Annotated in this window: 23 protein-coding genes; 15 read left to right on the top strand and 8 right to left on the bottom strand. The window is 61.9% G+C overall.

The genetic code is table 11. From position 1 onward, the window contains the following. Positions 1 to 6: 6 nt before the first annotated feature. The 6 genes from ribBA (at position 7) to AC1RS8_RS09945 (ending at position 7536) form a co-directional block, all read left to right on the top strand. Positions 7 to 1116 (top strand): bifunctional 3,4-dihydroxy-2-butanone-4-phosphate synthase/GTP cyclohydrolase II, encoded by a 1110-nt coding sequence (gene ribBA, locus AC1RS8_RS09970; protein ID WP_489338734.1) that lies wholly within the window; start codon positions 7 to 9, stop codon positions 1114 to 1116. A gap of 308 nt (positions 1117 to 1424) precedes the next feature. Next, complete coding sequence (locus tag AC1RS8_RS09965; protein ID WP_095967714.1) at positions 1425 to 2450, top strand: ABC transporter substrate-binding protein; 1026 nt, start codon at positions 1425 to 1427, stop codon at positions 2448 to 2450. Next, positions 2447 to 3379, top strand: coding sequence for an ABC transporter permease (locus AC1RS8_RS09960; protein ID WP_167362897.1), 933 nt, complete (start codon positions 2447 to 2449; stop codon positions 3377 to 3379). Before AC1RS8_RS09965 ends, AC1RS8_RS09960 begins: the two co-directional genes overlap by 4 nt. A 6-nt stretch (positions 3380 to 3385) precedes the next feature. Next, the gene (locus tag AC1RS8_RS09955; protein ID WP_090456315.1) at positions 3386 to 4195 is read left to right on the top strand and encodes an ABC transporter permease; all 810 of its coding nucleotides are present in this window, start codon (positions 3386 to 3388) and stop codon (positions 4193 to 4195) included. 17 nt (positions 4196 to 4212) lie between these two features. Further along, positions 4213 to 5367: an ABC transporter ATP-binding protein gene (locus AC1RS8_RS09950; protein WP_218496458.1), complete on the top strand. Its 1155-nt coding sequence runs from the start codon at positions 4213 to 4215 to the stop codon at positions 5365 to 5367. Positions 5368 to 5820: 453 nt separating this feature from the next. Next, on the top strand, positions 5821 to 7536 hold the full coding sequence (locus AC1RS8_RS09945) for an amidase (RefSeq protein WP_493162529.1): 1716 nt from the start codon (positions 5821 to 5823) through the stop codon (positions 7534 to 7536). Between the two features lie 44 nt (positions 7537 to 7580). Here AC1RS8_RS09945 and AC1RS8_RS09940 read toward each other — a convergent pair whose 3' ends face one another. Then, complete coding sequence (locus AC1RS8_RS09940) at positions 7581 to 8579, bottom strand: bile acid:sodium symporter family protein (protein WP_218496456.1); 999 nt, start codon at positions 8577 to 8579, stop codon at positions 7581 to 7583. Between the two features lie 85 nt (positions 8580 to 8664). Here AC1RS8_RS09940 and AC1RS8_RS09935 point away from each other — a divergent pair, with 85 nt between their 5' ends. Further along, complete coding sequence (locus tag AC1RS8_RS09935) at positions 8665 to 9453, top strand: AraC family transcriptional regulator (protein ID WP_150814358.1); 789 nt, start codon at positions 8665 to 8667, stop codon at positions 9451 to 9453. Between the two features lie 219 nt (positions 9454 to 9672). On the opposite strand, the gene AC1RS8_RS09930 is transcribed toward AC1RS8_RS09935, so the two are convergent. Beyond that, positions 9673 to 10773 carry a polyamine ABC transporter substrate-binding protein gene (locus AC1RS8_RS09930; RefSeq protein ID WP_150814357.1) on the bottom strand — a complete coding sequence of 367 codons (1101 nt, stop codon included), beginning with the start codon at positions 10771 to 10773 and terminating at the stop codon, positions 9673 to 9675. A gap of 334 nt (positions 10774 to 11107) precedes the next feature. Between AC1RS8_RS09930 and AC1RS8_RS09925 the strand changes: the two genes are divergently transcribed. After that, a complete protein-coding gene (locus AC1RS8_RS09925; protein ID WP_489338735.1) occupies positions 11108 to 12700 on the top strand; it encodes a hypothetical protein in 1593 nt (530 codons plus the stop codon). A gap of 586 nt (positions 12701 to 13286) precedes the next feature. On the opposite strand, the gene AC1RS8_RS09920 is transcribed toward AC1RS8_RS09925, so the two are convergent. After that, positions 13287 to 14042, bottom strand: coding sequence for an HvfC family RiPP maturation protein (locus AC1RS8_RS09920; protein ID WP_218496451.1), 756 nt, complete (start codon positions 14040 to 14042; stop codon positions 13287 to 13289). Next, positions 14035 to 14877, bottom strand: coding sequence for an HvfB family MNIO-type RiPP peptide maturase (locus AC1RS8_RS09915; protein ID WP_407516557.1), 843 nt, complete (start codon positions 14875 to 14877; stop codon positions 14035 to 14037). Before AC1RS8_RS09915 ends, AC1RS8_RS09920 begins: the two co-directional genes overlap by 8 nt. Before the next feature lie 348 nt (positions 14878 to 15225). On the opposite strand from AC1RS8_RS09915, the gene AC1RS8_RS09910 reads away from it, so the two are divergent. Both AC1RS8_RS09910 and AC1RS8_RS09905 read left to right on the top strand, forming a co-directional pair. After that, on the top strand, positions 15226 to 16272 hold the full coding sequence (locus AC1RS8_RS09910) for a class I SAM-dependent methyltransferase (RefSeq protein WP_154862055.1): 1047 nt from the start codon (positions 15226 to 15228) through the stop codon (positions 16270 to 16272). Positions 16273 to 16399: 127 nt separating this feature from the next. Next, entirely contained in the window at positions 16400 to 17242 is an 843-nt protein-coding gene (locus AC1RS8_RS09905; RefSeq protein ID WP_489338736.1) for an NAD-dependent protein deacetylase, read from the top strand. Between the two features lie 120 nt (positions 17243 to 17362). On the opposite strand, the gene AC1RS8_RS09900 is transcribed toward AC1RS8_RS09905, so the two are convergent. Continuing rightward, complete coding sequence (locus AC1RS8_RS09900; RefSeq protein ID WP_489338737.1) at positions 17363 to 18259, bottom strand: LysR family transcriptional regulator; 897 nt, start codon at positions 18257 to 18259, stop codon at positions 17363 to 17365. A gap of 175 nt (positions 18260 to 18434) precedes the next feature. Here AC1RS8_RS09900 and AC1RS8_RS09895 point away from each other — a divergent pair, with 175 nt between their 5' ends. From AC1RS8_RS09895 to AC1RS8_RS09885, 3 genes are read left to right on the top strand one after another with little or no spacing between them, the layout of a single operon-like run. After that, entirely contained in the window at positions 18435 to 19133 is a 699-nt protein-coding gene (locus tag AC1RS8_RS09895; RefSeq protein WP_034150336.1) for a CoA transferase subunit A, read from the top strand. A gap of 36 nt (positions 19134 to 19169) precedes the next feature. Continuing rightward, a complete protein-coding gene (locus AC1RS8_RS09890; protein ID WP_008021761.1) occupies positions 19170 to 19835 on the top strand; it encodes a CoA transferase subunit B in 666 nt (221 codons plus the stop codon). Positions 19836 to 19846: 11 nt separating this feature from the next. Next, positions 19847 to 21028, top strand: a complete 1182-nt coding sequence (locus tag AC1RS8_RS09885) for an acetyl-CoA C-acetyltransferase (RefSeq protein ID WP_489338738.1) — start codon at positions 19847 to 19849, stop codon at positions 21026 to 21028. A 245-nt stretch (positions 21029 to 21273) separates the two neighbouring features. Here AC1RS8_RS09885 and AC1RS8_RS09880 read toward each other — a convergent pair whose 3' ends face one another. Further along, positions 21274 to 21804, bottom strand: coding sequence for a chalcone isomerase family protein (locus AC1RS8_RS09880; protein WP_489338739.1), 531 nt, complete (start codon positions 21802 to 21804; stop codon positions 21274 to 21276). 167 nt (positions 21805 to 21971) lie between these two features. Here AC1RS8_RS09880 and AC1RS8_RS09875 point away from each other — a divergent pair, with 167 nt between their 5' ends. Beyond that, the gene (locus AC1RS8_RS09875; RefSeq protein WP_407516642.1) at positions 21972 to 22766 is read left to right on the top strand and encodes a hypothetical protein; all 795 of its coding nucleotides are present in this window, start codon (positions 21972 to 21974) and stop codon (positions 22764 to 22766) included. Positions 22767 to 22904: 138 nt separating this feature from the next. Further along, entirely contained in the window at positions 22905 to 23471 is a 567-nt protein-coding gene (locus AC1RS8_RS09870; RefSeq protein WP_489338740.1) for a hypothetical protein, read from the top strand. A 3-nt stretch (positions 23472 to 23474) separates the two neighbouring features. Here AC1RS8_RS09870 and AC1RS8_RS09865 read toward each other — a convergent pair whose 3' ends face one another. Both AC1RS8_RS09865 and AC1RS8_RS09860 read right to left on the bottom strand, forming a co-directional pair. Continuing rightward, entirely contained in the window at positions 23475 to 24191 is a 717-nt protein-coding gene (locus AC1RS8_RS09865; RefSeq protein ID WP_223504861.1) for an alpha/beta hydrolase, read from the bottom strand. A 181-nt stretch (positions 24192 to 24372) separates the two neighbouring features. Then, a complete protein-coding gene (locus tag AC1RS8_RS09860; protein ID WP_489338741.1) occupies positions 24373 to 25485 on the bottom strand; it encodes a succinylglutamate desuccinylase/aspartoacylase family protein in 1113 nt (370 codons plus the stop codon). Positions 25486 to 25555: the final 70 nt, after the last annotated feature.

The following is a 25555-nucleotide window of genomic DNA, read 5'->3' as shown; positions in this document are numbered from 1 at the left end:
TCCAGCATGGCCTTCAACAGCATCGAAGAAATCATCGAAGATTACCGCCTCGGCAAAATGGTCCTGCTGGTCGACGACGAAGACCGAGAAAACGAAGGCGACCTGTTGCTGGCCGCCGACTGCTGCACACCCGAGGCGATCAGCTTCATGGCCCGCGAAGCCCGTGGCCTGATCTGCCTGACCTTGACCGACGAGCACTGCAAACGCCTGTGCCTGGAGCAGATGGTGCCGAGCAACGGCAGCGTGTTCAGCACCGCCTTCACCGTGTCCATCGAGGCCGCCGTCGGGGTGACCACCGGTATCTCCGCCGCCGATCGTGCCTGCACCGTGGCCGCCGCCGTCGCTGCCAACGCCGGCCCTGCCGACATCGTGCAACCCGGCCATATCTTCCCGTTGCGTGCCCGGGAAGGCGGCGTGCTGACCCGCGCCGGTCATACCGAGGCCGGTTGCGACCTGGCCCGCCTGGCCGGCCATACCCCGGCCTCGGTGATCGTCGAAGTGATGAACGACGACGGCACCATGGCCCGGCGCCCTGACCTGGAAGTATTTGCGCGCAAACACGGGATCAAGATCGGCACCATCGCCGACCTGATCCACTACCGCCTTAGCACCGAACACACCATCGTGCGCATCGGTGAACGTGATCTGCCCACCGTACACGGCACCTTTCGTCTGATCACCTTTGAGGATCACATCGAAGTCGGTGTCCACATGGCCATGGTCATGGGCGATCTGCGCCGTGATGAGCCGACGCTGGTGCGCGTGCATGTGATTGACCCGTTGCGCGATCTGGTCGGTGCCGAGTACAGCGGGCCGACCAACTGGACCTTGTGGGCCGCCTTGCAGCGTGTCGCCGCCGAAGGTCACGGCGTGGTGGTGGTGCTGGCCAATCACGAATCCTCCCAGGCGTTGCTCGAACGTGTACCGCAATTGACCCAGACGCCCCGACAGTTCATCCGTTCGCAGTCGCGGATTTATTCGGAGGTGGGCACCGGTGCGCAGATCCTGCAGAACCTGGGTGTCGGCAAGCTGCGCCATCTCGGGCCGCCGCTGAAATATGCCGGTTTGACCGGGTATGACCTGGAAGTGGTGGAGAGTATTCCTTTCACGGGTTGACACATCCCCTGTGGGAGCGAGCTTGCTCGCGATAGCGGTATGTCAGTCAACATTGATATCGACTGACACGCCCTCATCGCGAGCAAGCTCGCTCCCACAAGGGACTGCGTCGCCGGGCAATCTTCGGAGCCACTGAAAAACCACGTTTGGCTGATAGCCGGTACGGCAAAATGCTTGCACAAAGTTTGGAATACCATAATATGATATTCCATAGACCGGACAGTCAGCACTGACTCGACGGACCTACTGCTCCCGATAGGCGGGCACTCCAAAGCCCCGCTCATAAACACAACAATGAGGGCGTGAAAATGGTGTTGAACAAACGTGCGACCGCAGTTCTTTTTGCGGGACTGCTGAGCGTGACCAGCCAGGCATTGCTGGCGGCTGAAAGCGTCAACTTCGTGAGTTGGGGCGGCAGCACCCAGGATGCGCAGAAGCAGGCCTGGGCCGACCCGTTCAGCAAGGCCAGCGGCATTACCGTCGTGCAGGATGGCCCGACCGACTACGGCAAACTCAAGGCCATGGTCGAGAGCGGCAACGTGCAGTGGGACGTGGTCGACGTCGAAGCCGACTTCGCCTTGCGCGCCGCCGCCGAAGGCTTGCTCGAACCCCTCGATTTCAAAGTCATTGAACGCGACAAGATCGACCCGCGCTTCGTCAGCGATCACGGCGTCGGCTCGTTCTTCTTCTCCTTCGTCCTCGGCTACAACGAAGGCAAGCTCGGCGCCAACAAGCCTCAGGACTGGTCCGCACTGTTCGACACCAAGACCTACCCCGGCAAACGCGCCCTCTACAAATGGCCAAGCCCAGGCGTGCTTGAACTGGCGTTGCTGGCCGACGGTGTAGCGGCGGACAAGCTCTATCCGCTGGACCTGGACCGCGCCTTCAAGAAACTCGACACCATCAAGAAAGACATCGTCTGGTGGGGCGGCGGCGCGCAGTCGCAGCAACTGCTGGCCTCCGGTGAGGCGAGCATGGGCCAGTTCTGGAACGGCCGGATCCATGCCCTGCAGGAAGACGGCGCGCCGGTCGGCGTAAGCTGGAAGCAGAACCTGGTCATGGCCGACATCCTGGTCATCCCCAAGGGTTCGAAAAACAAGGACGCGGCGATGAAGTTCCTGGCCAATGCCAGCAGCGCCAAAGGACAGGCGGACTTCTCCAACCTGACCGCCTACGCCCCGGTCAACGTCGACAGTGTGGCCCGCCTGGATTCGGCGCTGGCCCCTAACCTGCCGACCGCCTACGCAAAGGATCAGATCACTCTTGATTTCGCGTACTGGGCCAAGAACGGTCCAGCCATCGCGACACGGTGGAACGAATGGCTGGTCAAATGAAAATGGCGGTAACCGCCTCCCGTCCATCCACGCCAGTCGGGAGCGCCTCCGGCGCTGTCGGCAAGGCGGCTGCGATGACGCAATCCCCTACCCTGGCGCAACGCTGGCGCGGATCGAGCAACCTGATCCCCGCCCTGCTGTTCCTCGGCCTGTTCTTTCTCGCGCCGCTGATTGGCCTGCTGTTGCGCGGCGTGCTGGAACCGGTGCCGGGCCTGGGCAACTATGAGCAACTGTTCGCCAACTCGGCCTATGCGCGGGTGTTGCTCAACACCTTCTCAGTGGCCGGCCTGGTGACGCTGTTCAGCCTGTTGCTGGGCTTCCCACTGGCTTGGGCGATCACCCTGGTGCCGCGCGGCTGGGGTCGCTGGATCCTGAACATCGTGCTGCTGTCGATGTGGACCAGCCTGCTCGCCCGCACCTACTCCTGGCTGGTGTTGCTGCAAGCCTCCGGGGTGATCAACAAGGCGTTGATGGCCATGGGCATCATCGATCAACCGCTGGAGATGGTGCACAACCTCACCGGCGTGGTGATCGGCATGAGCTACATCATGATCCCGTTCATCGTGCTGCCGTTGCAGGCGACCATGCAGGCCATCGACCCGATGATCCTGCAGGCCGGCTCGATCTGCGGCGCCAGTCCGTGGACCAACTTCTTCCGGGTGTTCCTGCCGCTGTGTCGGCCGGGGCTGTTCTCCGGCGGCCTGATGGTGTTCGTGATGTCCCTCGGTTACTACGTGACCCCGGCGCTGCTGGGCGGTGCGCAGAACATGATGCTGCCCGAGTTCATCATTCAGCAGGTGCAGTCGTTCCTCAACTGGGGCCTGGCCAGCGCCGGCGCCGCGTTGCTGATCGTGATCACGCTGGTGTTGTTCTACTTCTACCTGAAGCTCCAGCCGGAATCCCCGGTTGGCGCCAGCAACGCGAGGTAAGCCGTCATGCTCCTGACCCCCAATGCCATGAGCCGGCGCATGCGCTTCGGCCTGTATGCCACCACCGGGCTGATCGGTCTGTTCCTGCTGCTGCCGATTGTGTTCATCGTGCTGCTGTCGTTCGGCTCGTCGCAATGGCTGGTGTTCCCGCCACCGGGCTGGACGCTGAAATGGTACGGCCAGTTCTTCTCCAACGCCGACTGGATGAGCGCGGCCATGGCCAGCCTCAAGGTCGCGGTGCTGACCACGTTCTTCGCCGTCGCGCTGGGTCTGCCCACGGCTTTCGCCCTGGTGCGTGGCCGCTTCCCCGGCCGGGAAATGCTCTACGGTCTGTTCACTCTGCCAATGATCGTGCCGCTGGTGATCATCGCCGTGGCGGTGTACGCGCTGTTCCTGAAACTGGGCTACACCGGGACCATGTTCGCGTTCGTGGTCAGCCACGTCATCGTCGCGCTGCCGTTCACCATCATCTCGATCATCAATTCGCTGAAGCTGTTCGATCAGTCGATCGAGGATGCAGCGGTGATCTGCGGCGCCTCGCGCCTGCAAGCGGTGTTCAAGGTGACCTTCCCGGCGATTCGTCCGGGCATGGTGGCCGGCGCCCTCTTCGCCTTCCTCGTCTCCTGGGATGAAGTGGTGCTGAGCGTGATGATGGCCAGCCCGACCCTGCAAACCCTTCCCGTAAAAATGTGGACCACCCTGCGCCAGGACCTGACGCCCGTGATCGCCGTCGCCTCGACGCTGCTGATCGGCCTCTCGGTATTGGTCATGGTGATCGCCGCCGCACTGCGCCGGCGCAATGAAATCAGCGCCTGAGCGCGCAGGAGTACGACATGAGTGCAGTGATCAAAGATTCCGCGCAGCAAAATGACAAGCCCCTGGTGAGCCTGCGCAACCTGAACAAATACTACGGCGACTTTGCCGCCGTGGACGACATCTCTCTGGACATCAAGGACGGTGAATTCCTCACCTTCCTCGGTTCCAGCGGCTCGGGCAAAAGCACCACGCTGTCGATGCTCGCCGGTTTCGAAACCCCGAGCAGCGGCGAGATCCTGGTCAACGGCCAGTCGCTGGTGAATGTGCCGCCGCACAAACGCGATATCGGCATGGTGTTCCAGCGCTATTCGCTGTTTCCGCACCTGTCGGTACGCGACAACATCGCCTTCCCGTTGGCCATCCGCAAACTGGCCGCCGCCGAACGCGAACGCCGGGTCGATGCGATGCTCAAGCTGGTGCAGCTTGAGCAGTTTGCCCATCGCCGCCCTTCGCAACTGTCCGGTGGCCAGCAGCAACGAGTCGCCATTGCACGGGCGCTGGTTTATGAGCCACGCATCCTGCTGATGGACGAACCCCTCGGTGCACTGGACAAGAAACTGCGCGAAGACTTGCAGGACGAACTGCGTCAGCTGCATCGGCGCCTGGGCATCACCATCGTCTACGTGACCCACGATCAGGAAGAAGCCATGCGCCTGTCCCAGCGCATCGCGATTTTCAGCCACGGCAAGATCGTCGGCCTGGGCAGCGGCTTTGACCTGTACCAGAATCCGCCGAATGCTTTTGTCGCCTCGTTCCTTGGCAACTCCAACTTCCTCAAACTCAAGGCCCAGGGTAATGCGGTGGCGACCTTCGAGGGGCAACCGCTGTCGATCCGACTCACGGCCGGCCTGCAAACTGATCAGAACGTGTTGCTGATGGTGCGTCCGGAAAAAGCACTGGCCCTGAGCAATGAACAGGCCGTTGCCGAACCCTTGGCTGCCGGCTGGAACGAAGTCTCGGCCAAGGTCGTGGAAGTGCTGTTTCTGGGTGAAAGCCAGACGTGCAGCGTGGTCACCGCTGGCGGCACCTCGATGACGGTCAAGGCGCTGTCCGCCGCCGGCATGCCGCTCAAGTCCGGTGACCCGGTGCGGGTGCGCTGGGCTACCGCGGATGCCTGCGTCTACACCGAATGGGCCGAAAGCGACCTGAACAAGGCCGCCGGCGCTCACTGATCCATTGGCCTGCGCGCGCGGGCCACTATAATGAGTCACCCTCGGGCCACCACAACGTCGGGTTGTGGTGGCCTTTTTTCTGGTTCTTTCTCTGGTTTGGAGTTCAGATCATTTTCGACCTTGACGCGGTCTCTTGTAGGAGCTGGCTTGCCAGTGATGGTCGTTAACGATAACGCGTGTGAGATGGATAAACGCGGCGCACTTGAGTCCATCGCCGGCAAGCCGGCTCCTACAGTTTCCCCCCGAGATTGCATGAAGGACCTTTTTTCTGTCATCTGTAAGATAAATTGGACAACTGATTCCTAAAATCACGGTTTAATGCTAAATAGTGCTCAGTATTTTTAACACCCGACCCTGTCGTGCCACACAGTGCAACGAGAATAACGATATGAAAGTCCATTTCGAGAAAAGTGAAGTGTTTGGGACCCTCCACCTGCAAGCGGCGGTGGCAGCATGATCGAAGTTACCGAAGTTTCCATTGCCGAGCTGCGCGCCGCGCTCGAATCCGGCCAGACCACCTCGGTTGAACTGGTCCAGGCTTATCTTGCGCGGATCGACGCCTTTGACGGCCCCGAAACGCCTACCGCGCTGAACGCGGTCGTGGTTCGCAACCCCGAGGCGCTCGCCGAAGCCCAGGCGTCCGACGCTCGTCGCGCCAAGGGCCAGACGCTGGGAGCTCTGGACGGGATCCCCTACACCGCCAAGGACAGCTATCTGGTCAAGGGCCTCACCGCCGCTTCCGGCAGCCCGGCCTTCAAGGACCTGGTCGCCTATCGCGATGCGTTCACCATCGAACGCCTGCGCGCCGCCGGGGCCATCTGCCTGGGCAAGACCAACATGCCGCCAATGGCCAACGGCGGGATGCAGCGTGGTGTCTACGGCCGCGCCGAGAGCCCGTACAACGCTGACTACCTCACGGCCCCTTTCGCCTCCGGCTCGTCGAACGGTGCCGGCACGGCGACCGCGGCCAGTTTCTCGGCCTTCGGCCTGGCGGAAGAAACCTGGTCGAGCGGCCGTGGACCGGCCTCGAACAATGGCTTGTGTGCCTACACCCCTTCGCGCGGCGTGATCTCGGTGCGCGGCAACTGGCCGTTGACCCCGACCATGGACGTGGTCGTGCCGTTTGCCCGGACCATGGCCGACCTGCTCGAAGTGCTCGACGTGGTCGTGGCCGATGACCCGGACACCCGTGGCGACCTGTGGCGCCTGCAGCCCTGGGTACCGATCCCGAAATCGTCTGAGGTACGCCCTGAGTCCTATGCCGCGCTGGCCGCGAATAGCGATGCGCTCAAAGGCAAGAAATTCGGCATCCCGCGCATGTACATCAACGCCGACCCTGAAGCCGGCACCTCCGAAGCACCGGGCATCGGTGGCCCGACTGGCCAACGCATCAACACCCGTCCTTCGGTGATCGGGCTCTGGGAACAGGCGCGCAAGGCCCTCGAAGCCGCGGGCGCCGAAGTGCTCGAAGTCGACTTCCCGCTGGTCTCCAATTGCGAGGGCGATCGTCCTGGTGCGCCGACCGTGTTCAATCGCGGCATCGTCTCCAAGGAATTTTTACACCATGAACTGTGGGACCTGTCCGCCTGGGCCTTCGATGATTTCCTGCAAGCGAACGGCGATCCCAAACTGAATCGCCTCGTCGATGTCGACGGCCCGCAGATCTTCCCTCATGACCCGGGCACCCTGCCCAATCGCGAGGGTGACCTGGCCGCCGGCATGGACGAATACGTGCGCATGGCCGAACGCGGCATCACGCCGTGGGATCAGATCAGCACGGTGCCGGACGGCCTGCGCGGCCTGGAAAAGACCCGCAAGATCGATCTGGAAGACTGGATGGATCGCCTGGACCTCGACGCGGTGCTGTTCCCGACGGTGGCCGATGTGGGTCCGGCGAATGCCGATGTCGATCCGCAATCGGCGGATATCGCCTGGAGCAACGGCGTATGGGTCGCCAATGGCAACCTCGCCATCCGTCATCTCGGTGTGCCGACGGTCACCGTACCGATGGGCGTGATGCCGGACATCGGCATGCCGGTCGGCCTGACGTTTGCCGGGCGTGCCTATGACGACTCGTCGCTGCTGCACCTGGCGTCGGCGTTCGAATCGACCGGAAGCAAACGCATGATCCCGCCGCGTACCCCGCCATTGGTCGCTGACAAGCGCTGACCCGTAAACCATGGCGGCTCACTCGAGCCGCCATGGCTGGCAAATCAGGGATCAACCTGGGCCATCAGTTCGGGAATCGATTCCGGCCGCTTGGCATAACGCTGTGCCAGCACCGCACAGACCATCAGTTGAATCTGGTGGAACAACATCAGCGGCAAGATCAGCAAGCCAATGGTGCTACCGGCAAACAGCACCTGCGCCATCGGCACGCCGGTCGCCAGGCTTTTCTTCGAACCGCAAAAGAGAATGGTGATGCGGTCCTCCTGGTTGAAGCCGAATGCCTTGCCCAGTACGGTCGAAGCCACCAACACCAGCGCCAGAACGATGCAGCAGACCAGCACCAGCCCAAGCAGATCCAACAACGGAATCTGCTGCCAGATGCCTTCGATCACCGCTTCGCTGAACGCGCCGTAGACCACCAGCAGAATCGAACCCTGGTCGACGAATTTCAACCAGCTCTTGTTGCGCGCCACCCAGTTGCCGATCCAGCGCCGCGCGATCTGCCCGGCAATGAACGGCAGCAGCAACTGCACGCTGATCTTGAGGATGGCGTCGAGGGTCGAGGCGCCTTCGCCGTGGACATTCAGCAGCAGGGTCACCAGCAACGGCGTGAGGAAAATCCCGAACAGGCTGGACGCCGCCGCGCTGCAAATCGCCGCCGGGATGTTGCCCCGCGCCAGCGAAGTAAAGGCAATTGCCGATTGCACCGTGGCGGGCAGCGCGCACAGGTAGAGCATGCCCATGTACAGGTCATTGCCGATCAACGGTGACAGCAGCGGCTTGAGCGCCAGACCGAGCAATGGAAACAGCACAAAGGTCAGGCTGAACACCAGCAAATGCAGGCGCCAGTGCCCGGCACCGGCTATGATCGACTCGCGGGACAGCTTGGCGCCATGCAGGAAAAACAGCAGCGCAATGGCGATGTTGGTCAGCCAGCCAAAACCGAGCGCGACCTGGCCGCTGACGGGCAGCAGGCTGGCGAGCGTCACTACGCCGATCAGGGTCAAGGTGAAGTTGTCGGGTAACAAACGGGGGCGAGTCATGGGGTTGATCATCCGGGGGTTGCCAGTACATGAAAGTGACTCTAACGTGCCTGATAATTACCGACTAACGCCGATGAGCCAGCTGATGCCGCCTAAAGGACATGACAAGAGTGTTCGACGCAGTATTCCCGGGCTGTCCAGCCTGCCACGACCGCTCTACGGCCGCACCGAATCGCTGCCCAATCGCGCACTGACCCGACGCCACAGCCACCCGTGGGTGCAGCTTTCCTATGCGATTGCGGGCGTGCTCGAAATACAGACCGGCGTCGGGCGTTTCGTGGCCCCGCCGGAGCGTGCCGTGTGGATTCCGGCGGGCATGCCGCACCGGGTGTTCAGTTCGCCGCGCACGGAAATGCGCAGCCTGTACATCGATTGCAGCGTCTCGACGTGGGCACCGCCGGGCTGTCATGTACTGGGGGTCAGTGATTTGTTGCGCGAGTTGATCCGCGCCTTCAGTCAGGTTCCGGTGGAATACGATCAGAGCGGTCCGCATGGTCGGTTGGCCCAGGTGATTCTGGATCAGTTGGCCGAGGCGCCACAGATCGACTTGATGCTGCCGCTGCCCCAGGACAGCCGATTGCGGCAAATCGCGCAAAGCCTGGAGTCACACCCGGAGCAACAGACCACGCTCAGCCACTGGAGCGACCAATTCGGCGTCACCGAGAAAACCCTCAGTCGCCTGTTCCTGCGCGACACCGGCCTGACCTTTCGCGCCTGGCGCCAGCGCTTGCGCCTGCTCGGCGCCCTGACGCCACTGGAACAGGGCGAGCGAGTGACCGACGTCGCGTTGGCCTGTGGCTACGATTCGACGTCAGCGTTTATCGCTGCCTTCCGCCAGCAGTTCGGCGAAACACCGGGGGAGTTTTTTCGCTGAGTCCAACACCGTACACCTCTGTTGCCTGTCAGTCCGCCATCGCGAGCAAGCTCGCTCCCACAGGGGCCATGGGTATACACAAAACCTGTGCTCGACATAAAAATCTGTGGAGCGAGCTTGCTCGCGATGGCGCCGGGTCAGTCGACACCTGCATTGACTGTCAGGTCGCTATCGCGAGCAGGCTCGCTCCTACAGGGATTTCACATAAATATCCCGGTGTTACTGATCGGACTTGATACTGGTCCAGACCCGGGTACGGACCCGCTCAAGCTTTTGCGGCAGTGGCTGCACGACGTACAGCGTCTTCAATGCCTCGCTGGTCGGTGTCAGGTTCGGGTTGCCGGTGATGTCCTTGTTGATCAGCGCCAGCGAGTCCTTGTTGGCATTCGGGTAACCGAGGAAGTCGCTGATTGGCGCGATGACTTTCGGGTCCAGCAGGTGGTTGAGGAATTCGTGGGCCTCGGCGACGTTCTTCGCGCTTTTCGGGATGGCGAAGGTGTCGAACCAGATCGGCGCGCCTTCTTTCGGCAGGCGCCAGTCGACGACCACGCCGTTGCCCGCCTCTTTGGCGCGATTGCCGAATTGATAGAAGCTGCCGGAGTAACCGATGGCCACGCAGATATCGCCGTTGGCGATGTCGGTCATGTACTTGGCGGAGTTGAAGTAGGTGACGTAGGGGCGAACCTTGAGCATCAATGCCTTGGCTTTTTCGTAGTCATCGGGGTTCTGGCTGTTCGGATCCAGCCCCAGGTAATGCAGGGCCAGCGGCAGGATCTCCGACGGAGAGTCGAGCATCGCTACGCCACAGGCCTTGAGCTTCTCCATGTTCTCGGGCTTGAACACCAGGTCCCAGCTGTCCACCGGCGCATTCTCGCCCAGCGCCGCCTTGACCTTGGCCGGGTTGAAACCGATCAACACGGTGCCATACATGTAGGGCACGCCGTACTGGTTGCCCGGGTCGTTCTTGTCCAGCAGCTTGAGCAATGCAGGGTCCTGGTGCGACCAGTTCGGCAACCTGGACTTGTCGAGCTTCTGGAACACGCCCGCCTTGATCTGGGTTTCGATGAACTGGTTCGACGGCACCACCAGGTCGTAGCCCGAGTTGCCGGTCAGCAGCTTGGCTTCCAGGGACTCGTTGGTGTCGAAGGTATCCCAGGTCACCTTGATCCCGGTGTCCTTGGCGAAATCCTTGGGCACGGACGGCAGGATGTAGTCCGCCCAGTTGTACACCCGCAATTCGCGCTGTTCGGCATGCACCGCGCTGGCCAGCAGCGACAGTCCGCAAACGGTGGCGCCCAGTATGCGTTTCATTGAGTCCATGGATCATTTCCCCAAGTGTGGCGTGAGTTCGATGGTTTTTATGTTCTGTACACGGCAGCAGCCTTGAAAACAGCCAAGGGCAAGGAAGTGAAGCGTCTGGTTGTGGTTTTCACCTTGGGTTGCCGACTCAGCCACCCGCGTCTGATTCTTGCTGACGGCGTCGCCGGTTCATAGCGTGAGGCAGGCCAAAAGGAGATCGAAATGGCCAAAATACATGTCCGCTTTGATCAGCGGTGCGAGGCCTTTCACCGAGGTTAGTCCAAACAGCCGATGCCCGGGCAGCCTCGTTGCTGCTTATTGCGCAACACACCAATAACAAGATCGCGAGGCTTCGATGCGTGCTCCACTCCTGCTTGCCCTGCCCCTGCTCGGCCTGCTCAGTGCCTGTTCCGAACCCTATGAACCGCAACCGCTGGCCAGCAACGGCAGCGCCGCACCCTTGATCGGTAGCGCCGCAGTCGCGCAACCGCTGAACGGTACGATTCCCGCCAACCCCTACATGACCAGCAACGGCAGCAGCTACATGCATTCCGATGGCTACAGCTCCGACACGCACCCGGGACCAGGTCCGCTGGGCCGGGATGTTCAGGTGAACAGTCGCGATGGCAGCCGCAAGCCCGGCGGCATGTGCCCGATCCATACCTTCGATCAGCAGGGTCGCCTGGTGGTGTTGTGCGCCAACCTGATGCAGTTCGAACTGCAATTGCTCGAACCACGCACCCTCAAGCTGCTGGCCCGCTATCCGCTCCCGCCGCGTCCGTCGACTTTCCACGCGCTGATTACCCTGGACCCGGACAAGATCATGGCCGACACCTCCGGCGCCTATTTCTATGTCGACGAACAGAATCGCGTGGTCATCGCCGATGCCGAGCAGCACATCCAGCGCGTCGTGCATCGTCAGGATGAGTCCGGTGCGTGGTCGTTCGAAGCGGTCGACAACTGGGACCTGAGCGACAAGGTCCCCCACGATTGTGTGAAGCCTGCCAACTGGTTCCCCAAAGGCGAATGCGACCCCGTCACCGGGGTAATGCCCGATCACCGGGGCTTGATCTGGTGGATCACCCGGCGCGGCCGCATCGGCACCCTGAACCCCGACACCGGCAAGGTCCAGGGCATTCAACTGGCCCACGAAGAAATCCAGAACGGCATGTCGGTGGCGGCCGATGGTGTCTATCTGGTGTCCGACCACGCCATGTACCGCTTCGTCGCCGATGCCGAGGGCAAGCCCGTGCAAGGCTGGCGCGAAGTCTATGACCGCGGCACCGCGCGCAAGGTCGGCGCGATCAATCAGGGCAGCGGTACCACCCCGACCCTGCTCGGCGAGCGCTACGTCACCATCACCGACAACAGCGACGGACGCATCAACCTGCTGGTCTACCGTCGCGAGCAGGACTACGCCGGCAATCGCCTGATCTGCAAGCTGCCGGTGTTCGACAACAACGCCTCGGCCACCGACAACTCGGCCATCGGCTGGGGTCGCTCGATCATCCTCGAGAACAACGCCGGCTACACCAGCGCCTTCGCGCAGAAGGACTGGCAGGCCGTGCACGGCGGCATCAGCCGCATCGACATCCGCACCGATGAGTCGGGCTGCGACCGGATCTGGGAATCGAAGGAACGTTCGCCATCGGTGGTCCCCAAACTCTCGGTGAGCAACGGCCTGCTGTACTTCTACACCTTCGAGCCGCAGCCCGACGGCGAGAACGCCTGGTACCTGATGGCGCTGGATTTCGACAGCGGCCAGACCCGATTCAAGGCGCTGAGCGGGGTCGGCCAGGCCTTCGACAACAACTGGTCGCCGATCACACTGGCGCCGGACGGCACGGCCTATGTCGGGACTTTCGGTGGGTTGGTTGCTCTTTGGGACAAGGGGGTGAATGCAACAAACGAGCAACCACGCGTGAGTGGCAGTGGCAGCCAACCCTGAAAAGCGATTCATTGTGGGAGCGAGCCTCCCACAGGGGATCGGGTGCACCTTTGAGACATTGGTCAGCTGTCAGGCCGTCATCGCGAGCAAGCTCGCTCCCACAGGTATCGAGTACATCTGCAAGATTTCGGTCGGCTGGTTGGCCGCCTTCGCGAGCAAGCTCGCTCCCACAGAAGAGCAAAAACAGATCGGCGTACACAGACGCTTCTCACCACTCATCAGGCCGAGCGTTAGCTCGCCTGCAGCTTTTGATCTTGATCCACCCGCCCCCTCGGCAGGCTGAGTGGAGGCGTTTATCCGGGGATTGGCGCGCAGCGCCGTTCGACGCAGTCGAACACATCGCATGTAGGTGCCAGCGAAGCCAACCGGAGGGCGATGCCCCCGGATGAATGCCGGAGCGAAAGAACCCCGAGCCTTGGCGAGGGGCCGTACGTAAGGGGCGAGACCTTTTGGTTCCTTTTGGGGCGTTTGCCAAAAGGGACTCGCCGTAAGGGCGAAACCGCCAGCCGCCGTTACCGCAGCAACGGATATGTACTCAATCAACCAAGAACCTGGTCGGCCCAAAGGCCGCCAAGGTCAAAGAATATCAACCAACACCAACAACCCCCTCCCCATGCATCTGCCGCAACAACACCAACCCACCCTCCAGAAACTCCGAAGCCCCCACCGCCCCCGCCTCGATCGCCAGTCCTTGCAACTGCTCACGCCCGGTCAACTCGGGAAACTCGCCAATTCGCAGCAACAACCGCCACGCCAACGGACTCAATTCAGAAAACCTCACACTCCAGTCCTCGGCGCGACGCACCAGCAACAAGGTCGGCTGAGCAGGCGCCACATCAGGCTGGTAATCCGGCCCCACCCTTTGCACCGGCCAGGCATACGCCAACGGCCAGGCCAGCGGCGACACCCGCAAGGGCCGATCCAGCAGCAACGCGGCATCACCACCCACCAGAAGCTCGGCGTCAGACTGTTGCAACGCCATTTCCACCCACTCGTAATGCGCCAGCTCCACCATGAACGGCGGCCACGGCCCATCACTCAACGCCTGAGGCCCGGCCGCGAGAAACTCGACAAACTCCTGGGCGATCTCACCGAATTTCGGCGTGCGGGCGCGGTAGTCCCGTAGAAAGATCCGCACCAGCGAACGCCAGTGCTCGTCACCCAGAATCTTCACCAACACCGGAAAGGTGCCACTGAGCAGTGAAGACAGGTTGGCGAACACCAGATCGCGATAAACCAGGGCCCGCGCCGGGTCCATTTCGGTGGGGGGGCCGTTGCGTTCAGGGTCGCGCAGGTACAGGCCCATGGTGGTTTGCTGATGCAAAAGACTCGACTTACCCACGGTTCACGCCCTCCTGTTGCAGGCGGCGAATGGTCTGCAATTCCGCCACCAGTTCAGCGAAGACGGGAAAGTTGAAATCCCGCTCCAGCAAGGTCGGTTGCGCACCGAACCGGGCATAAGCCTGGGCCAGCAACGACCACACCGCCGGTTTGACCGAAGCGCCATGGGTGTCGATCTTCAAGGTGTCAGACTCATCGAAATGCCCGGCAATGTGCATCGCCACCACCCGCCCCGAATCGATGCCAGCCAGGAACACCTGCGGATCGAAGCCGTGGTTGATCGAATTGACGTACACGTTGTTGACGTCCAGCAACAGGTCGCAATCGGCCTCGCGCAGCACGGCATTGGTGAAGGTCACCTCGTCCATGTCCTGTTGAGGCGCGGCATAGTAAGAGACGTTTTCCACCGCCAGGCGTCGCCCGAGAATGTCCTGGGCCTGACGGATACGCGCGGCGACGTGGTGCACCGCCTCTTCGGTAAAAGGCAACGGCAACAGGTCGTACAGGTGACCGTCATCGCTGCAATAGCTCAAATGCTCGCTGTACAGCGGCACGTTGTAGTGATCGAGAAAACCCCGGACTTCCTGCAAAAAACCGACGTCCAGCGCCGACGGCCCACCGAGGGACAGGGACAAACCGTGACAGGACAATGGATAGCGTTCCGCCAGGGCCCGCAATGCCGCGCCGTGGGCACCGCCGATGCCGATCCAGTTTTCCGGTGCGATTTCCAGAAAGTCGAAATCGCCTGCTGGTGCGGCCTGGAGGTCTTTGAGTAAACCGCGACGCAGGCCAAGCCCTGCGCTGGCCTTGGCTACGGGGGGAATGGAGGTCTGCATGGTGTCGATCTCACAAGATGTTCAAGGACGCGAGCCGGTGCCCGCCATGAGACAGAGTTAATCGAAGGGGTGTATCAGGACTGTGTTCGGCTGGGGCCGGAATTAGAGGTCACTGTGTCGAAAAGGGGTCTGGATACAGTGGGATACACGCCCGCTCCCACAGGGTCGTGTACCGGCAGAAAAAACGTTGCTTTCGTCGCGCCAGACCGCGCGGTACAAGGCCCGAACTAAACTTACTGCACACAGGGCCCGCTTGGTGCCCTGTACATTCCCACGACCACCGCCCAGTGGCGATCCCCTCGCCAGACAACGCCTCTGGACCGTGATCCTGCTGAAGGAGCACACATGATGGACGAGGCCAGACTCAACGATTTCATGGGCAAACTGGTTAATGACATGGGCGGCGCGGCGATGCTCGCCAACGTCATCCTCGGCGAAGAACTCGGCCTGTACCGGGCGATGGCCGACAGTCAGCCCATCACCCCTGAAACCCTTGCCGAGAAAACCGGCTGCAACACCCGCCTGCTGCGCGAATGGCTCAGTGCTCACGCCGCCTCAGGCTACATGGAACACCAGGACGGCCAGTTCCGCCTGCCCGAAGAACAAGCCATGGCTTTGGCAAAAGAAGACTCACCGGTTTATGTGGCGGGCGGGATCGGCGTGGTCGCGTCGTTTTTCCATGACAAGGACAAACTGGTCAACGCCATGCGCGGCAACGGCGCCCTGCCCTGGGGCGATCACCATCCGTGCATGTTCAGCGGGACCGAACGCTTCTTCCGCCCCGGCTACAAAGCCCATCTGGTCGCCGAATGGTTGCCGGCCCTCGACGGCGTGGTGGCCAAACTGGAAGCCGGGGCCAAAGTGGCGGACATCGGCTGCGGCCATGGTGCCTCGACGGTGATCATGGCCCAGGCGTTTCCGGATTCGCGCTTCGTCGGTTTCGACTACCACGCGCCGTCCGTTACCGTTGCCACCCAACGGGCCGAAGAAGGGGGCGTATCCAGTCGGGCCAGGTTCTTCCAGGGCACGGCCAAAAGCTACCCCGGCAGCGACTACGACCTGATCTGCTACTTCGATTGCCTGCATGACATGGGCGACCCGGTGGGCGCGGCCAAGCATGCCTATGAGTCGTTGAAGGACGACGGCACGGTGCTGCTGGTCGAGCCCTACGCCAACGATTTGCTCGACGACAACGTCAACCCGATCGGACGCCTGTTCTACGCGGCGTCGACCTTCATCTGCACGCCCAATTCGCTGTCCCAGGAAGTCGGCCTCGGCCTCGGTGCCCAGGCCGGTGAGGCGCGTTTGCGCAAGGTGTTCAGCGAGGCCGGTTTCACCCGTTTCCGGCGGGCCACGGAAACACCGTTCAACCTGATCCTGGAGGCGCGTAAATAAATACTGTCTGCTTTTTGTAGGAGCGAGCTTGCTCGCGATAAACGCGATCACGCCGCGGGGTGTCAGGTTTACAGTGTTATCGTTGACGACCATCGCGAGCAAGCTCGCTCCTACAGGCCTGCACAGCATGTTCGACAATCTGATCCATGACCAACTCGATCGCCTCCATCAGCTCATGGCGGATCAGCCGTTTGCCGTGCTGACCGGGGCCGGTATCAGCACGCCTTCGGGCATCCCGGATTATCGCGACAGCCAGGGCGTGCGACGGGGCCGGCAGCCGATGATGTACCAGGAGTTTCTCTCGGCCCCGGAGTCCCGGCGACGCTACTGGGCGCGGGCGATGCTCGGCTGGCCGAGGGTGCGTCTGGCGCAGCCGAACGAAGCCCACGACACCCTGGCGCGCTTGCAAGGCACGCGGCAGATCAGAGGGCTGATCACCCAGAACGTCGACACCCTGCACGACCAGGCCGGCAGCCGTGACGTGATCGAACTCCACGGCAGTCTGCATCGGGTGTTGTGCCTGGATTGCGGCCGGCACAGCGAGCGCGATTCGATCCAGCACTTGATGGAAACACAGAACCCCTACCTGGCCGGCGTCGACGCGGTGCAAGCGCCGGACGGCGACACCTTGCTCGACCCGGCCTTCGAGGCACGCTTCCAGGTCCCGCACTGCCCGCATTGCGCCGGGGAACGGATGAAGCCGGATGTGGTGTTTTTTGGCGAGAACGTCGCACAGGCCACGGCGGCGAAAGCGATGGCCGCCGTCGAACAGGCTGCCGGGCTGTTGGTGGTCGGCTCGTCGCTGATGGCTTACTCGGCGTTTCGCTTGTGCCGGGCGGTGGTGGATCAGGGCAAGCCGTTGATTGCGATCAACCTGGGCAAGACCCGGGCGGACGAGATTCTGGACTTGAAGATCGAGGGGTCATGCGAGCAGCTGTTACCAATATTGGCGAAGCTACTTGGCAACTGACGAAACCCGATCCCTGTGGGAGCGAGCTTGCTCGCGATGACGGTGGATCAGCCAATAAACTGTCTGGATGTGCTGGCCTCATCGCGAGCAAGCTCGCTCCCACAAGGTCACCCATACAACTCACGAAAATCGCTGCCCAAGGTTTTCCGCTTTCAGCACATCAAACATCGCCTGCGCCGCCGCCGACAGCTCGCCCCCCGGCAACGTCAACACCCCCAGCGCCCGCTCCACCACCGGGTCGCGCAAGGTGATGCAACGCGCCCCCAGTTCACGCATCTGCCCCGCGCACAAGGCCGGCACCGCGCTCACGCCCAGGCCACTGGCGACCATGCGCCCGACCGTCGCCAGTTGATGGCTTTCAAACTCCACCGGCAGCTTCATCCCGCGGGCCTGCAGATGCTCTTCAAGCATTACTCGCACAGTGGACGGACGCTGCAAGGTAATGAACGGCTCCTTGAGCAGGGTCTGCCAGTCGATGTCATCGAGCCCGGCCAGTGCCGAATCCAGAGGCACCACCGCGACGAAACGGTCGATGTACAACGGCGTGAATTGCAGCGACGAACTCTGGGTCGGTTCAAAGGCCACTCCCAGCTCCACCTGGCGGTCACGGACCATTTCCAGCACCTGCTCGTTGATCACGTCATTGACCGTGACGTTGACATTCGGATAACGGGCGCGGAAGGTCTTGAGGATCGGCGGCAGCAGGTTGCCGGCGAACGATGGCATCGCCGCCAGGGTCACGCGACCGCGCTGCAGGGTGAAGCGTTGACGCAGTTCATCCTCGGCATTGTCCCAGTCGGCGATCAACCGGCGCGCCAGCGGCACCAGGGATTCGCCTTCGGCGGTGAGCGCCACGTTGCGCGTGTTGCGGGTGAACAAGCGCCCGCCCAGGCCCTCCTCCAGCGCCTTGATGGTCAGGCTCAGGGCCGATTGCGACAGGTGCAGGCGCTCGCAGGCCACGGCAAAGCTCAGGCTCTGGGCCACGGCCAGAAAGGCGCGGATCTGCTTGACGGTCATGGGGCAACGCTCCGGTTGTAAGCTACAGGTTCTAAGCTGCAAGAGACTGGACAGCACATTATTGAGCTTTATCAATCAATCCGCTCTAAAAAACAACTTAACAAATTAATCTGACAGCGAGACACTCCATCCCATTCGGCTAGCCAGCCGCCCACAAAGAATAAAAGAGGTGCATATGGCAGGTTTCGACAAGCGCGTGAGTTCCTACGAGGAAGCTCTGGCAGGTCTTGAAGACGGCATGACCGTGATCGCCGGCGGCTTCGGCCTGTGCGGGATCCCGGAAAACCTGATCAACGAGATCAAGCGCAAGGGCACCCGCGATCTCACCGTGGTTTCCAACAACTGCGGCGTCGACGGTTTCGGCCTTGGCGTACTGCTGACCGACCGCCAGATCAGCAAAGTGGTCGCGTCCTACGTCGGCGAAAACAAGCTGTTCGAAGAGCAACTGCTCAAGGGCGAAATCGAAGTCACCCTGACCCCGCAAGGCACTCTCGCTGAAAAAATGCGCGCAGGCGGTGCCGGCATCCCGGCGTTCTTCACCGCCACCGGCGTTGGCACGCCTGTCGCCGACGGCAAGGAAGTCCGCGAATTCCATGGTCGCAAGTACCTGATGGAAGAATCCATCACCGGCGACTTCGCCATCGTCAAAGGCTGGAAAGCCGACCATTTCGGTAACGTGATCTATCGCCACACCGCCCAGAACTTCAACCCGCTGGCGGCCACCGCCGGCAAGATCACCGTGGTCGAAGTCGAAGAAATCGTCGAACCCGGCGAGCTGGACCCGGCGCAGATCCACACCCCTGGCATCTACGTCGACCGGATCATCTGCGGCACGTTCGAGAAGCGCATCGAACAGCGCACCGTGCGTAAGTGATCCCCTGCCCCCGGACCGAATGAAGGAATAAAAACAATGGCACTTTCCCGCGAACAAATGGCTCAACGCGTCGCCCGCGAAATGCAGGACGGCTTCTACGTGAACCTGGGCATCGGCATTCCGACCCTGGTCGCCAACTACATCCCCGAAGGCATGGAAGTCATGCTGCAGTCGGAAAACGGCTTGCTGGGCATGGGTCCTTTTCCTACTGAAGACACCATCGATGCCGACATGATCAACGCCGGCAAGCAAACCGTGACCGCACGTATCGGTGCTTCGATCTTTTCCTCGGCCGAGTCCTTCGCGATGATCCGCGGTGGTCATGTCGACCTGACCGTGCTGGGCGCCTTTGAAGTGGACGTGCAAGGCAACATCGCCTCGTGGATGATCCCCGGCAAACTGGTCAAGGGCATGGGCGGCGCGATGGACCTGGTCGCCGGCGCAGACAACATCATCGTCATCATGACCCACGCATCCAAGGACGGTGAGTCCAAGCTGCTGTCCCAATGCAGCCTGCCGCTGACCGGCGCCGGGTGCATCAAGCGTGTACTGACCGACCTGGCCTACCTGGAAATCGAAAACGGCGCGTTCATCCTGAAAGAACGTGCGCCGGGCGTCAGCGTCGAGGAGATCGTCGCCAAGACCGCAGGTAAACTGATCGTGCCGGACCACGTGCCGGAAATGCAGTTCGCTGCCCAGTGAGGAATCATTCCATGCAAGAAGTCGTCATTGTTGCCGCCACGCGCACCGCGATCGGCAGTTTCCAGGGGGCGCTGGCCAATGTGTCCGCCGTCGACCTGGGCGCTGCGGTGATCCGCCAATTGCTGGCGCAAACCGGCCTGGATCCTGCGCAAGTCGATGAAGTGATCATGGGCCAGGTGCTGACCGCCGGCGCCGGGCAAAACCCTGCGCGCCAGGCCGCCATCAAGGCCGGCCTGCCCTTCGCCGTGCCGGCCATGACCCTGAACAAGGTCTGCGGCTCCGGTCTCAAGGCCCTGCACCTGGGTGCCCAGGCGATTCGCTGCGGCGATGCCGAGGTGATCATCACCGGTGGCCAGGAAAACATGAGCCTGGCCAACTACGTCATGCCCGGTGCCCGCACCGGCCTGCGCATGGGTCACGCGCAAATCGTCGACACCATGATCAGCGATGGCCTGTGGGATGCGTTCAACGATTACCACATGGGTATCACCGCCGAGAACCTGGCCGAGAAATACAGCCTGAGCCGCGAGCAGCAGGACGCCTTCGCCGCCGCCTCGCAGCAGAAAGCCGTGGCCGCCATCGAAGCCGGGCGCTTCGTCGATGAAATCACGCCGATCCTGATCCCGCAGCGCAAGGGCGATCCGCTGTCCTTCGCCACCGACGAACAACCTCGGGCCGGCACCACCGCCGAATCCCTGGGTAAACTCAAAGCCGCCTTCAAGAAGGACGGTTCGGTGACCGCCGGTAACGCTTCGTCGCTGAACGACGGTGCCGCGGCCGTGATCCTGATGAGCGCCGAAAAGGCCAAGGCCCTGGGTCTGCCAGTCCTTGCAAAAATCGCCGCCTACGCCAACGCAGGCGTCGACCCGGCGATCATGGGCATCGGCCCGGTGTCGGCCACCCGCCGCTGCCTGGACAAGGCCGGCTGGTCCATCGACCAGTTGGACCTGATCGAAGCCAACGAAGCCTTCGCCGCGCAATCGCTGGCCGTGGCCAAGGACCTGGAATGGGACTTGAACAAGGTCAACGTCAACGGCGGCGCCATCGCCCTGGGTCACCCGATCGGTGCCTCGGGTTGCCGCGTGCTGGTGACCCTGCTGCATGAAATGCTCAAGCGTGACGCCAAGAAAGGCCTCGCCACCCTGTGTATCGGTGGTGGTCAGGGCGTGGCACTGGCGCTCGAACGGGCTTAAGCCAACAGCGTTCAACAGACGGCGCGGGGACCCACGAAGATCCGTGACCGCCTGGAAAAACACCCGGTGCGATGCAAGTCGCACCGGGTTCTTTTTTGCCTGCTTTTTTTCAGATGGACCGCGTCATCGTTCATCGCGAGCGAGCTCGCTCCCACAGGTTTTTGTACTGTTCACAAAATGGAGCCACACCGCCAAACACTGTGGGAGCGAGCTTGCTCGCGATGAGGCCCGGATCATCGTAAAGTTTACGGCGCCACGCCCAACAACTGCTGACGCAACTCGGGGTTGCCGGTACGCGGATCGAGCCAGATGGCAAAAAACGCCTTGGCGAATTGCAGGTCCTTCACATCACGCAACAGCTGCTGGCCGAGAAAGAACCGCGCGCCCTGCCCCGGCAGATAGACACCGGTCAGCCGCGTGCCGGCCTGTACGTCGACGAACGACTGTTGCATCTGCACGTGCCAGGACGCCAGTTGCTCGGCACTGACCGAGGTGCCGGCGAGTCGCTTGATTTCCCTGACGCTGGCATTCACCAGGTCATCACGGGAAATGCTGCGCTGGTAGATCAGCTCCAGGGCGAACGGCTGATCGTTCGCCAGGGGTCGCGAAGTACTCCAGAGCCGTGCGCTGTAGACATCGAAGCCGTACTTGCGAAACTCACCACTGCCGAGGATTTGCGCGCCGGGCAGCGAGTCCTGCCAATTGGCCAGGGCCTGGCAGCTCAGCAAGACAAGCAGCCACAGACCATGGCGCAGGGGTGAACGTTGGCGTTTCAAGGTGAGCTGTCCTCATCGTGGGATGCCTTGATAAAACGTTTGCGCAAAAGAGCCTTTCGTAGAACTCGATAAAATCTCTATTTTTGTATACAAAACTTACATGCACATAAAGCAATCTACCCGCTGCAATGTTACCGTTGCCACCTCACAAGGTCGGAGACGTGCGCGTGTTGATCCTCAAACTGCTGGTGATCCCAGGCTTCCTGCTGCTGATTTCCCTGGCTGGCAAACGCTGGGGGCCGAGCGTGGCCGGTTGGTTGTCGGGGTTGCCGGTGGTGGTCGGGCCGATCCTGTTGTTCCTCGCCCTCGAACAAGGCCAGTCGTTCGCTGCGCAATCGGCCACCGCCGCGCTGTCAGCCATGTTCGCGATGATTGCGTTTTGCGTGAGCTACGCCCAGGTCGCACAACGGGCCGGATGGCCGCTGGCGCTGTTGATCTCGCTGTCGGTCTGGGCACTGGTGGCGGTTGTCCTGTCGTTGATCCCGGCCTCCCTGGTGTTTTCGGTGTGCGCCGCCGCCACCGCGCTGCTCGCCGCACCGTACCTGTTCCCCACTGTGCAACCCGTGCTCAGTGGCCCGGTGCCGAAATCCGACAAGCTCCTGTTGCGCATGGTGGCCGGTGCATTGCTCACCCTGGTGGTGACACTGCTGGCCAGCACCGTCGGTGACCGCTGGAGCGGCCTGCTGGCAGTGTTCCCCGTATTGGGCAGCGTGATGGCGGTGTTCTCCCAGCAAACCCGTGGCCCGGCCTTTACCGCCGCGCTGCTGCGCGCCACTGCCACCGGCATGTACTCGTTCGCCGCCTTCTGCCTGGTGTTGGCCCTGGCCCTGCCGACGATGGGAATGAACGCTTTTGTGCTGGGCGTCGCGGTGTCGGTGGCCATGTTGGGCGTGACCAAACGCCTGCTGGCGCGGCCAGCCAGCCCGGCGACTGACACTCAAAGAGCAGCCATCAAACGCTAAGCTGCATCAGCTCATCGAGCGGCCCTGAGCATAGGTGGGTGTTCAGCCAAGGTGACCGCTGGGTAGAGCACGCTGGAATGCATCGCAACCTCCATGGGATGATCGCGCCCCACCGCGCGCACATCCCTGGAGATTCCGATGTCATTGTTGAGTAAAAAAGCCCTTGTACTGCTGCTGGCAGCCGCTACCGGCCTTGGGGCTTTGAATGCGCAGGCCGCCAAGTCCACTTCCAGCGATGCGCCCGCCCATAAAGTCTCCATGCTCGGCAGCAAGTTCACCTTCAACCTGCCCAAGGGTTTCGTCGCCAACCCGCTGCCGGCCAGCCCGGACGGTGCCAGCGGCACCCTCTACAGCAATGAAACCACCAAGACCGTGGTGATCGCCGCTGAAAACACTCTACCCAACGGTATCAGCGTCAAGGACAACGACGGCGGGTTCCTCGACGGCACCGTGGCCGATTTCGATGCGGCGCAACACAAATCCCTGCCCGACTACAACAAGCTCAGCGAGAAAGCCCTGACCCAGAAAACCGGGCTGGGCCTGCGCCAGATCGACGGCACTGCCACGCAAGGCGGTGGCATGACCCTCACCACCACGCTGATGGCCGCATCCGGCACTCGCATGGCGGTAATCCAGGTGATTTCCCGCCCCGGCGACATGGCGGCCCACGAAACCCTGGTCAAGCAGATCGTCAGCGGAAAATGAATGTCAGGGGTTGAGACGCTGCAACCAGGCGCTCAAGTCCTGTATCTCGTCGGCGCTGATGCTGTGACCGACACCTGGGTAGCCGTGGAACTCGGGTTCGAGTGACACGCTCTGCAGCAGGCTGTTGGCTTCAGTACCGTCGCTGTAGGGAAGGCGTTTGTCCTGCTCGCCATGCCCGATGAAAATAGCCAGCGACTGGCGTTTTTCATCCGGCTGGAGCTCGGACTTGAGCACCGGCAGAATCCGTCCGCTCAACGCAGCGATCCCGCCTAGCGCCTCGGGATGCCGCAGGCCTGTTTCGTAGGTCATGATCGCGCCCTGGCTGAAGCCGACCAGGAACACCTTCTCCGGTTCGGTGTGATATTTCTTCGTGGCCTGTGCGACGAAATCCAGCAACAACTGGCCGCTGGACTTCAGATCATCGGTCTCGCCGTTGTAGGCCCCTTCGCCCTTCTTGCGAAACCACTGATAGCTCCCCGCCTCCATCACCAAGGGTGCCCGCACCGACAGGTAGGTGTAGGACGCGGGCAAGTCATCCTTGATGCCGAACAGGTCCTGCTCGTTACTGCCGTAACCGTGGAGGAAAATCACCAGGGGTTGATGGTTCGAATCGGCGTTGGCCTGCTCCAGATACTTGAGCGGCAAGTCGGTTTGCAGCGGAGTTTGGGCGTGGACAGCGGTGGATACCAGGAGCGTAAGCAGCGCGAGAATCTTCAACATGGGTCTTCCTTCACTGAATGCAGGATTCGCGCAAGAGCCTAACACTGTGCAGTAGACAGGAACATCTCAGGCGTGGCCGATGCCGCCTTCGCGAGCAAGCCCGCTCCCACAGGGAACGCGTAAACCCTGTGGGAGCGGGCTTGCTCGCGAAGAGGCCAGAACAGACGGCGAAGTACCTGGCTCAGTCGTTGATCAACTTGCCCACCCGAATCGGCTCACGCCCGGCGACCTTCGCCTGCCAGCTGCCTGGCTGGGTGTAGCGCCCACGGTCGATGGCAAACAGCACACCACTGGTGCCGGCCTGCACGGTGGTGACCTTGTCGTTCAACGGGTCGACCACCTCGAACAGTGCATCGCCCTTCTCCACCCACTCCCCAGCCTCGCGCAGGAAGCTGACCACGCCGTGATGCGGGGCGAACAGGTATTGGGTGCCTTCGAATGGCATGCCTTCACAGCATTCGGCCGGTGCCGCCGGCCAGGTGCCGGAGATGAATCCCTGCTCGGCGAGGAACCCGAGAATGGCCTCGCAATTGGCCAGGGCCTGATTGACTCGGGTGTCTCCCATGCTGCCCAGTTCCAGGGTGGTCGCCAGGTTGGCCGGTGGAATCGCTGCCGCCGGGAACGCCCTGGCCAGGCGCAACCATGGCGAAGAACAGGACTCATCGAACGAGCTGCCGCCGGAGTCTTCACACAACAACGCCACGCTGGCCTGCAAACGCGCCGCCAGGGATTGCCACTGCGGCCAGTGCTGCGGCAACGCGTAGATGTGGATCGCCGCATCGAAATCGCAATGCAGGTCGAGGGTGATGTCGGCGTCGCAGGCATGGCGCAGCAACAGGCGGTGCATGGCTTCCAGCTGCGATGCCGCTGCCGGCAAGCTGTCGAGGACCTGGCCCATGGTCTGGCGAATCAACGCAATGTTGGCCTGGGCATCGCTGCCGAGACGATCACCGATCAACGCGGCCACCGGCGCACTGAGTTCGACGAACGAGCGGTTGAAATTCTTGCCGCTGCCCAGCTCGAAACGCCCCATGTGGCTGCCTTGCAAGTGCTGGTCGAGGCCAATGGGATTGGCCACCGGCACCAGTTCGATCACACCCTTCAATTGTCCCTGTTGTTCAAGTTCGGCCAGGCGTTTTTTCAACTCCCAGGCGGTGCGCATGCCCGGCAATTCGTCGGCGTGCAGGCTGGCCTGGATGTACACCTTGCGCGTGCCCGCGCCATAACGAAACACGCTGAGGGTGCGCTCGCTGCCCAGGTGGCTCCAGGGCAGTTTGTGGTCGATGCGTTGCATATAAACTCCTGAAAACAGAGAAACCTGTGGGAGCGAGCTTGCTCGCGATGGCGTTCATTCAGTCGAAGCC

The sequence above is a fragment of the Pseudomonas sp. GW821-FHT12A04 genome, assembly GCF_058807755.1.
The sequence above is the reverse complement of the archived record's forward strand: the minus strand, read 5'-3'. Positions and strand labels throughout refer to the sequence as shown.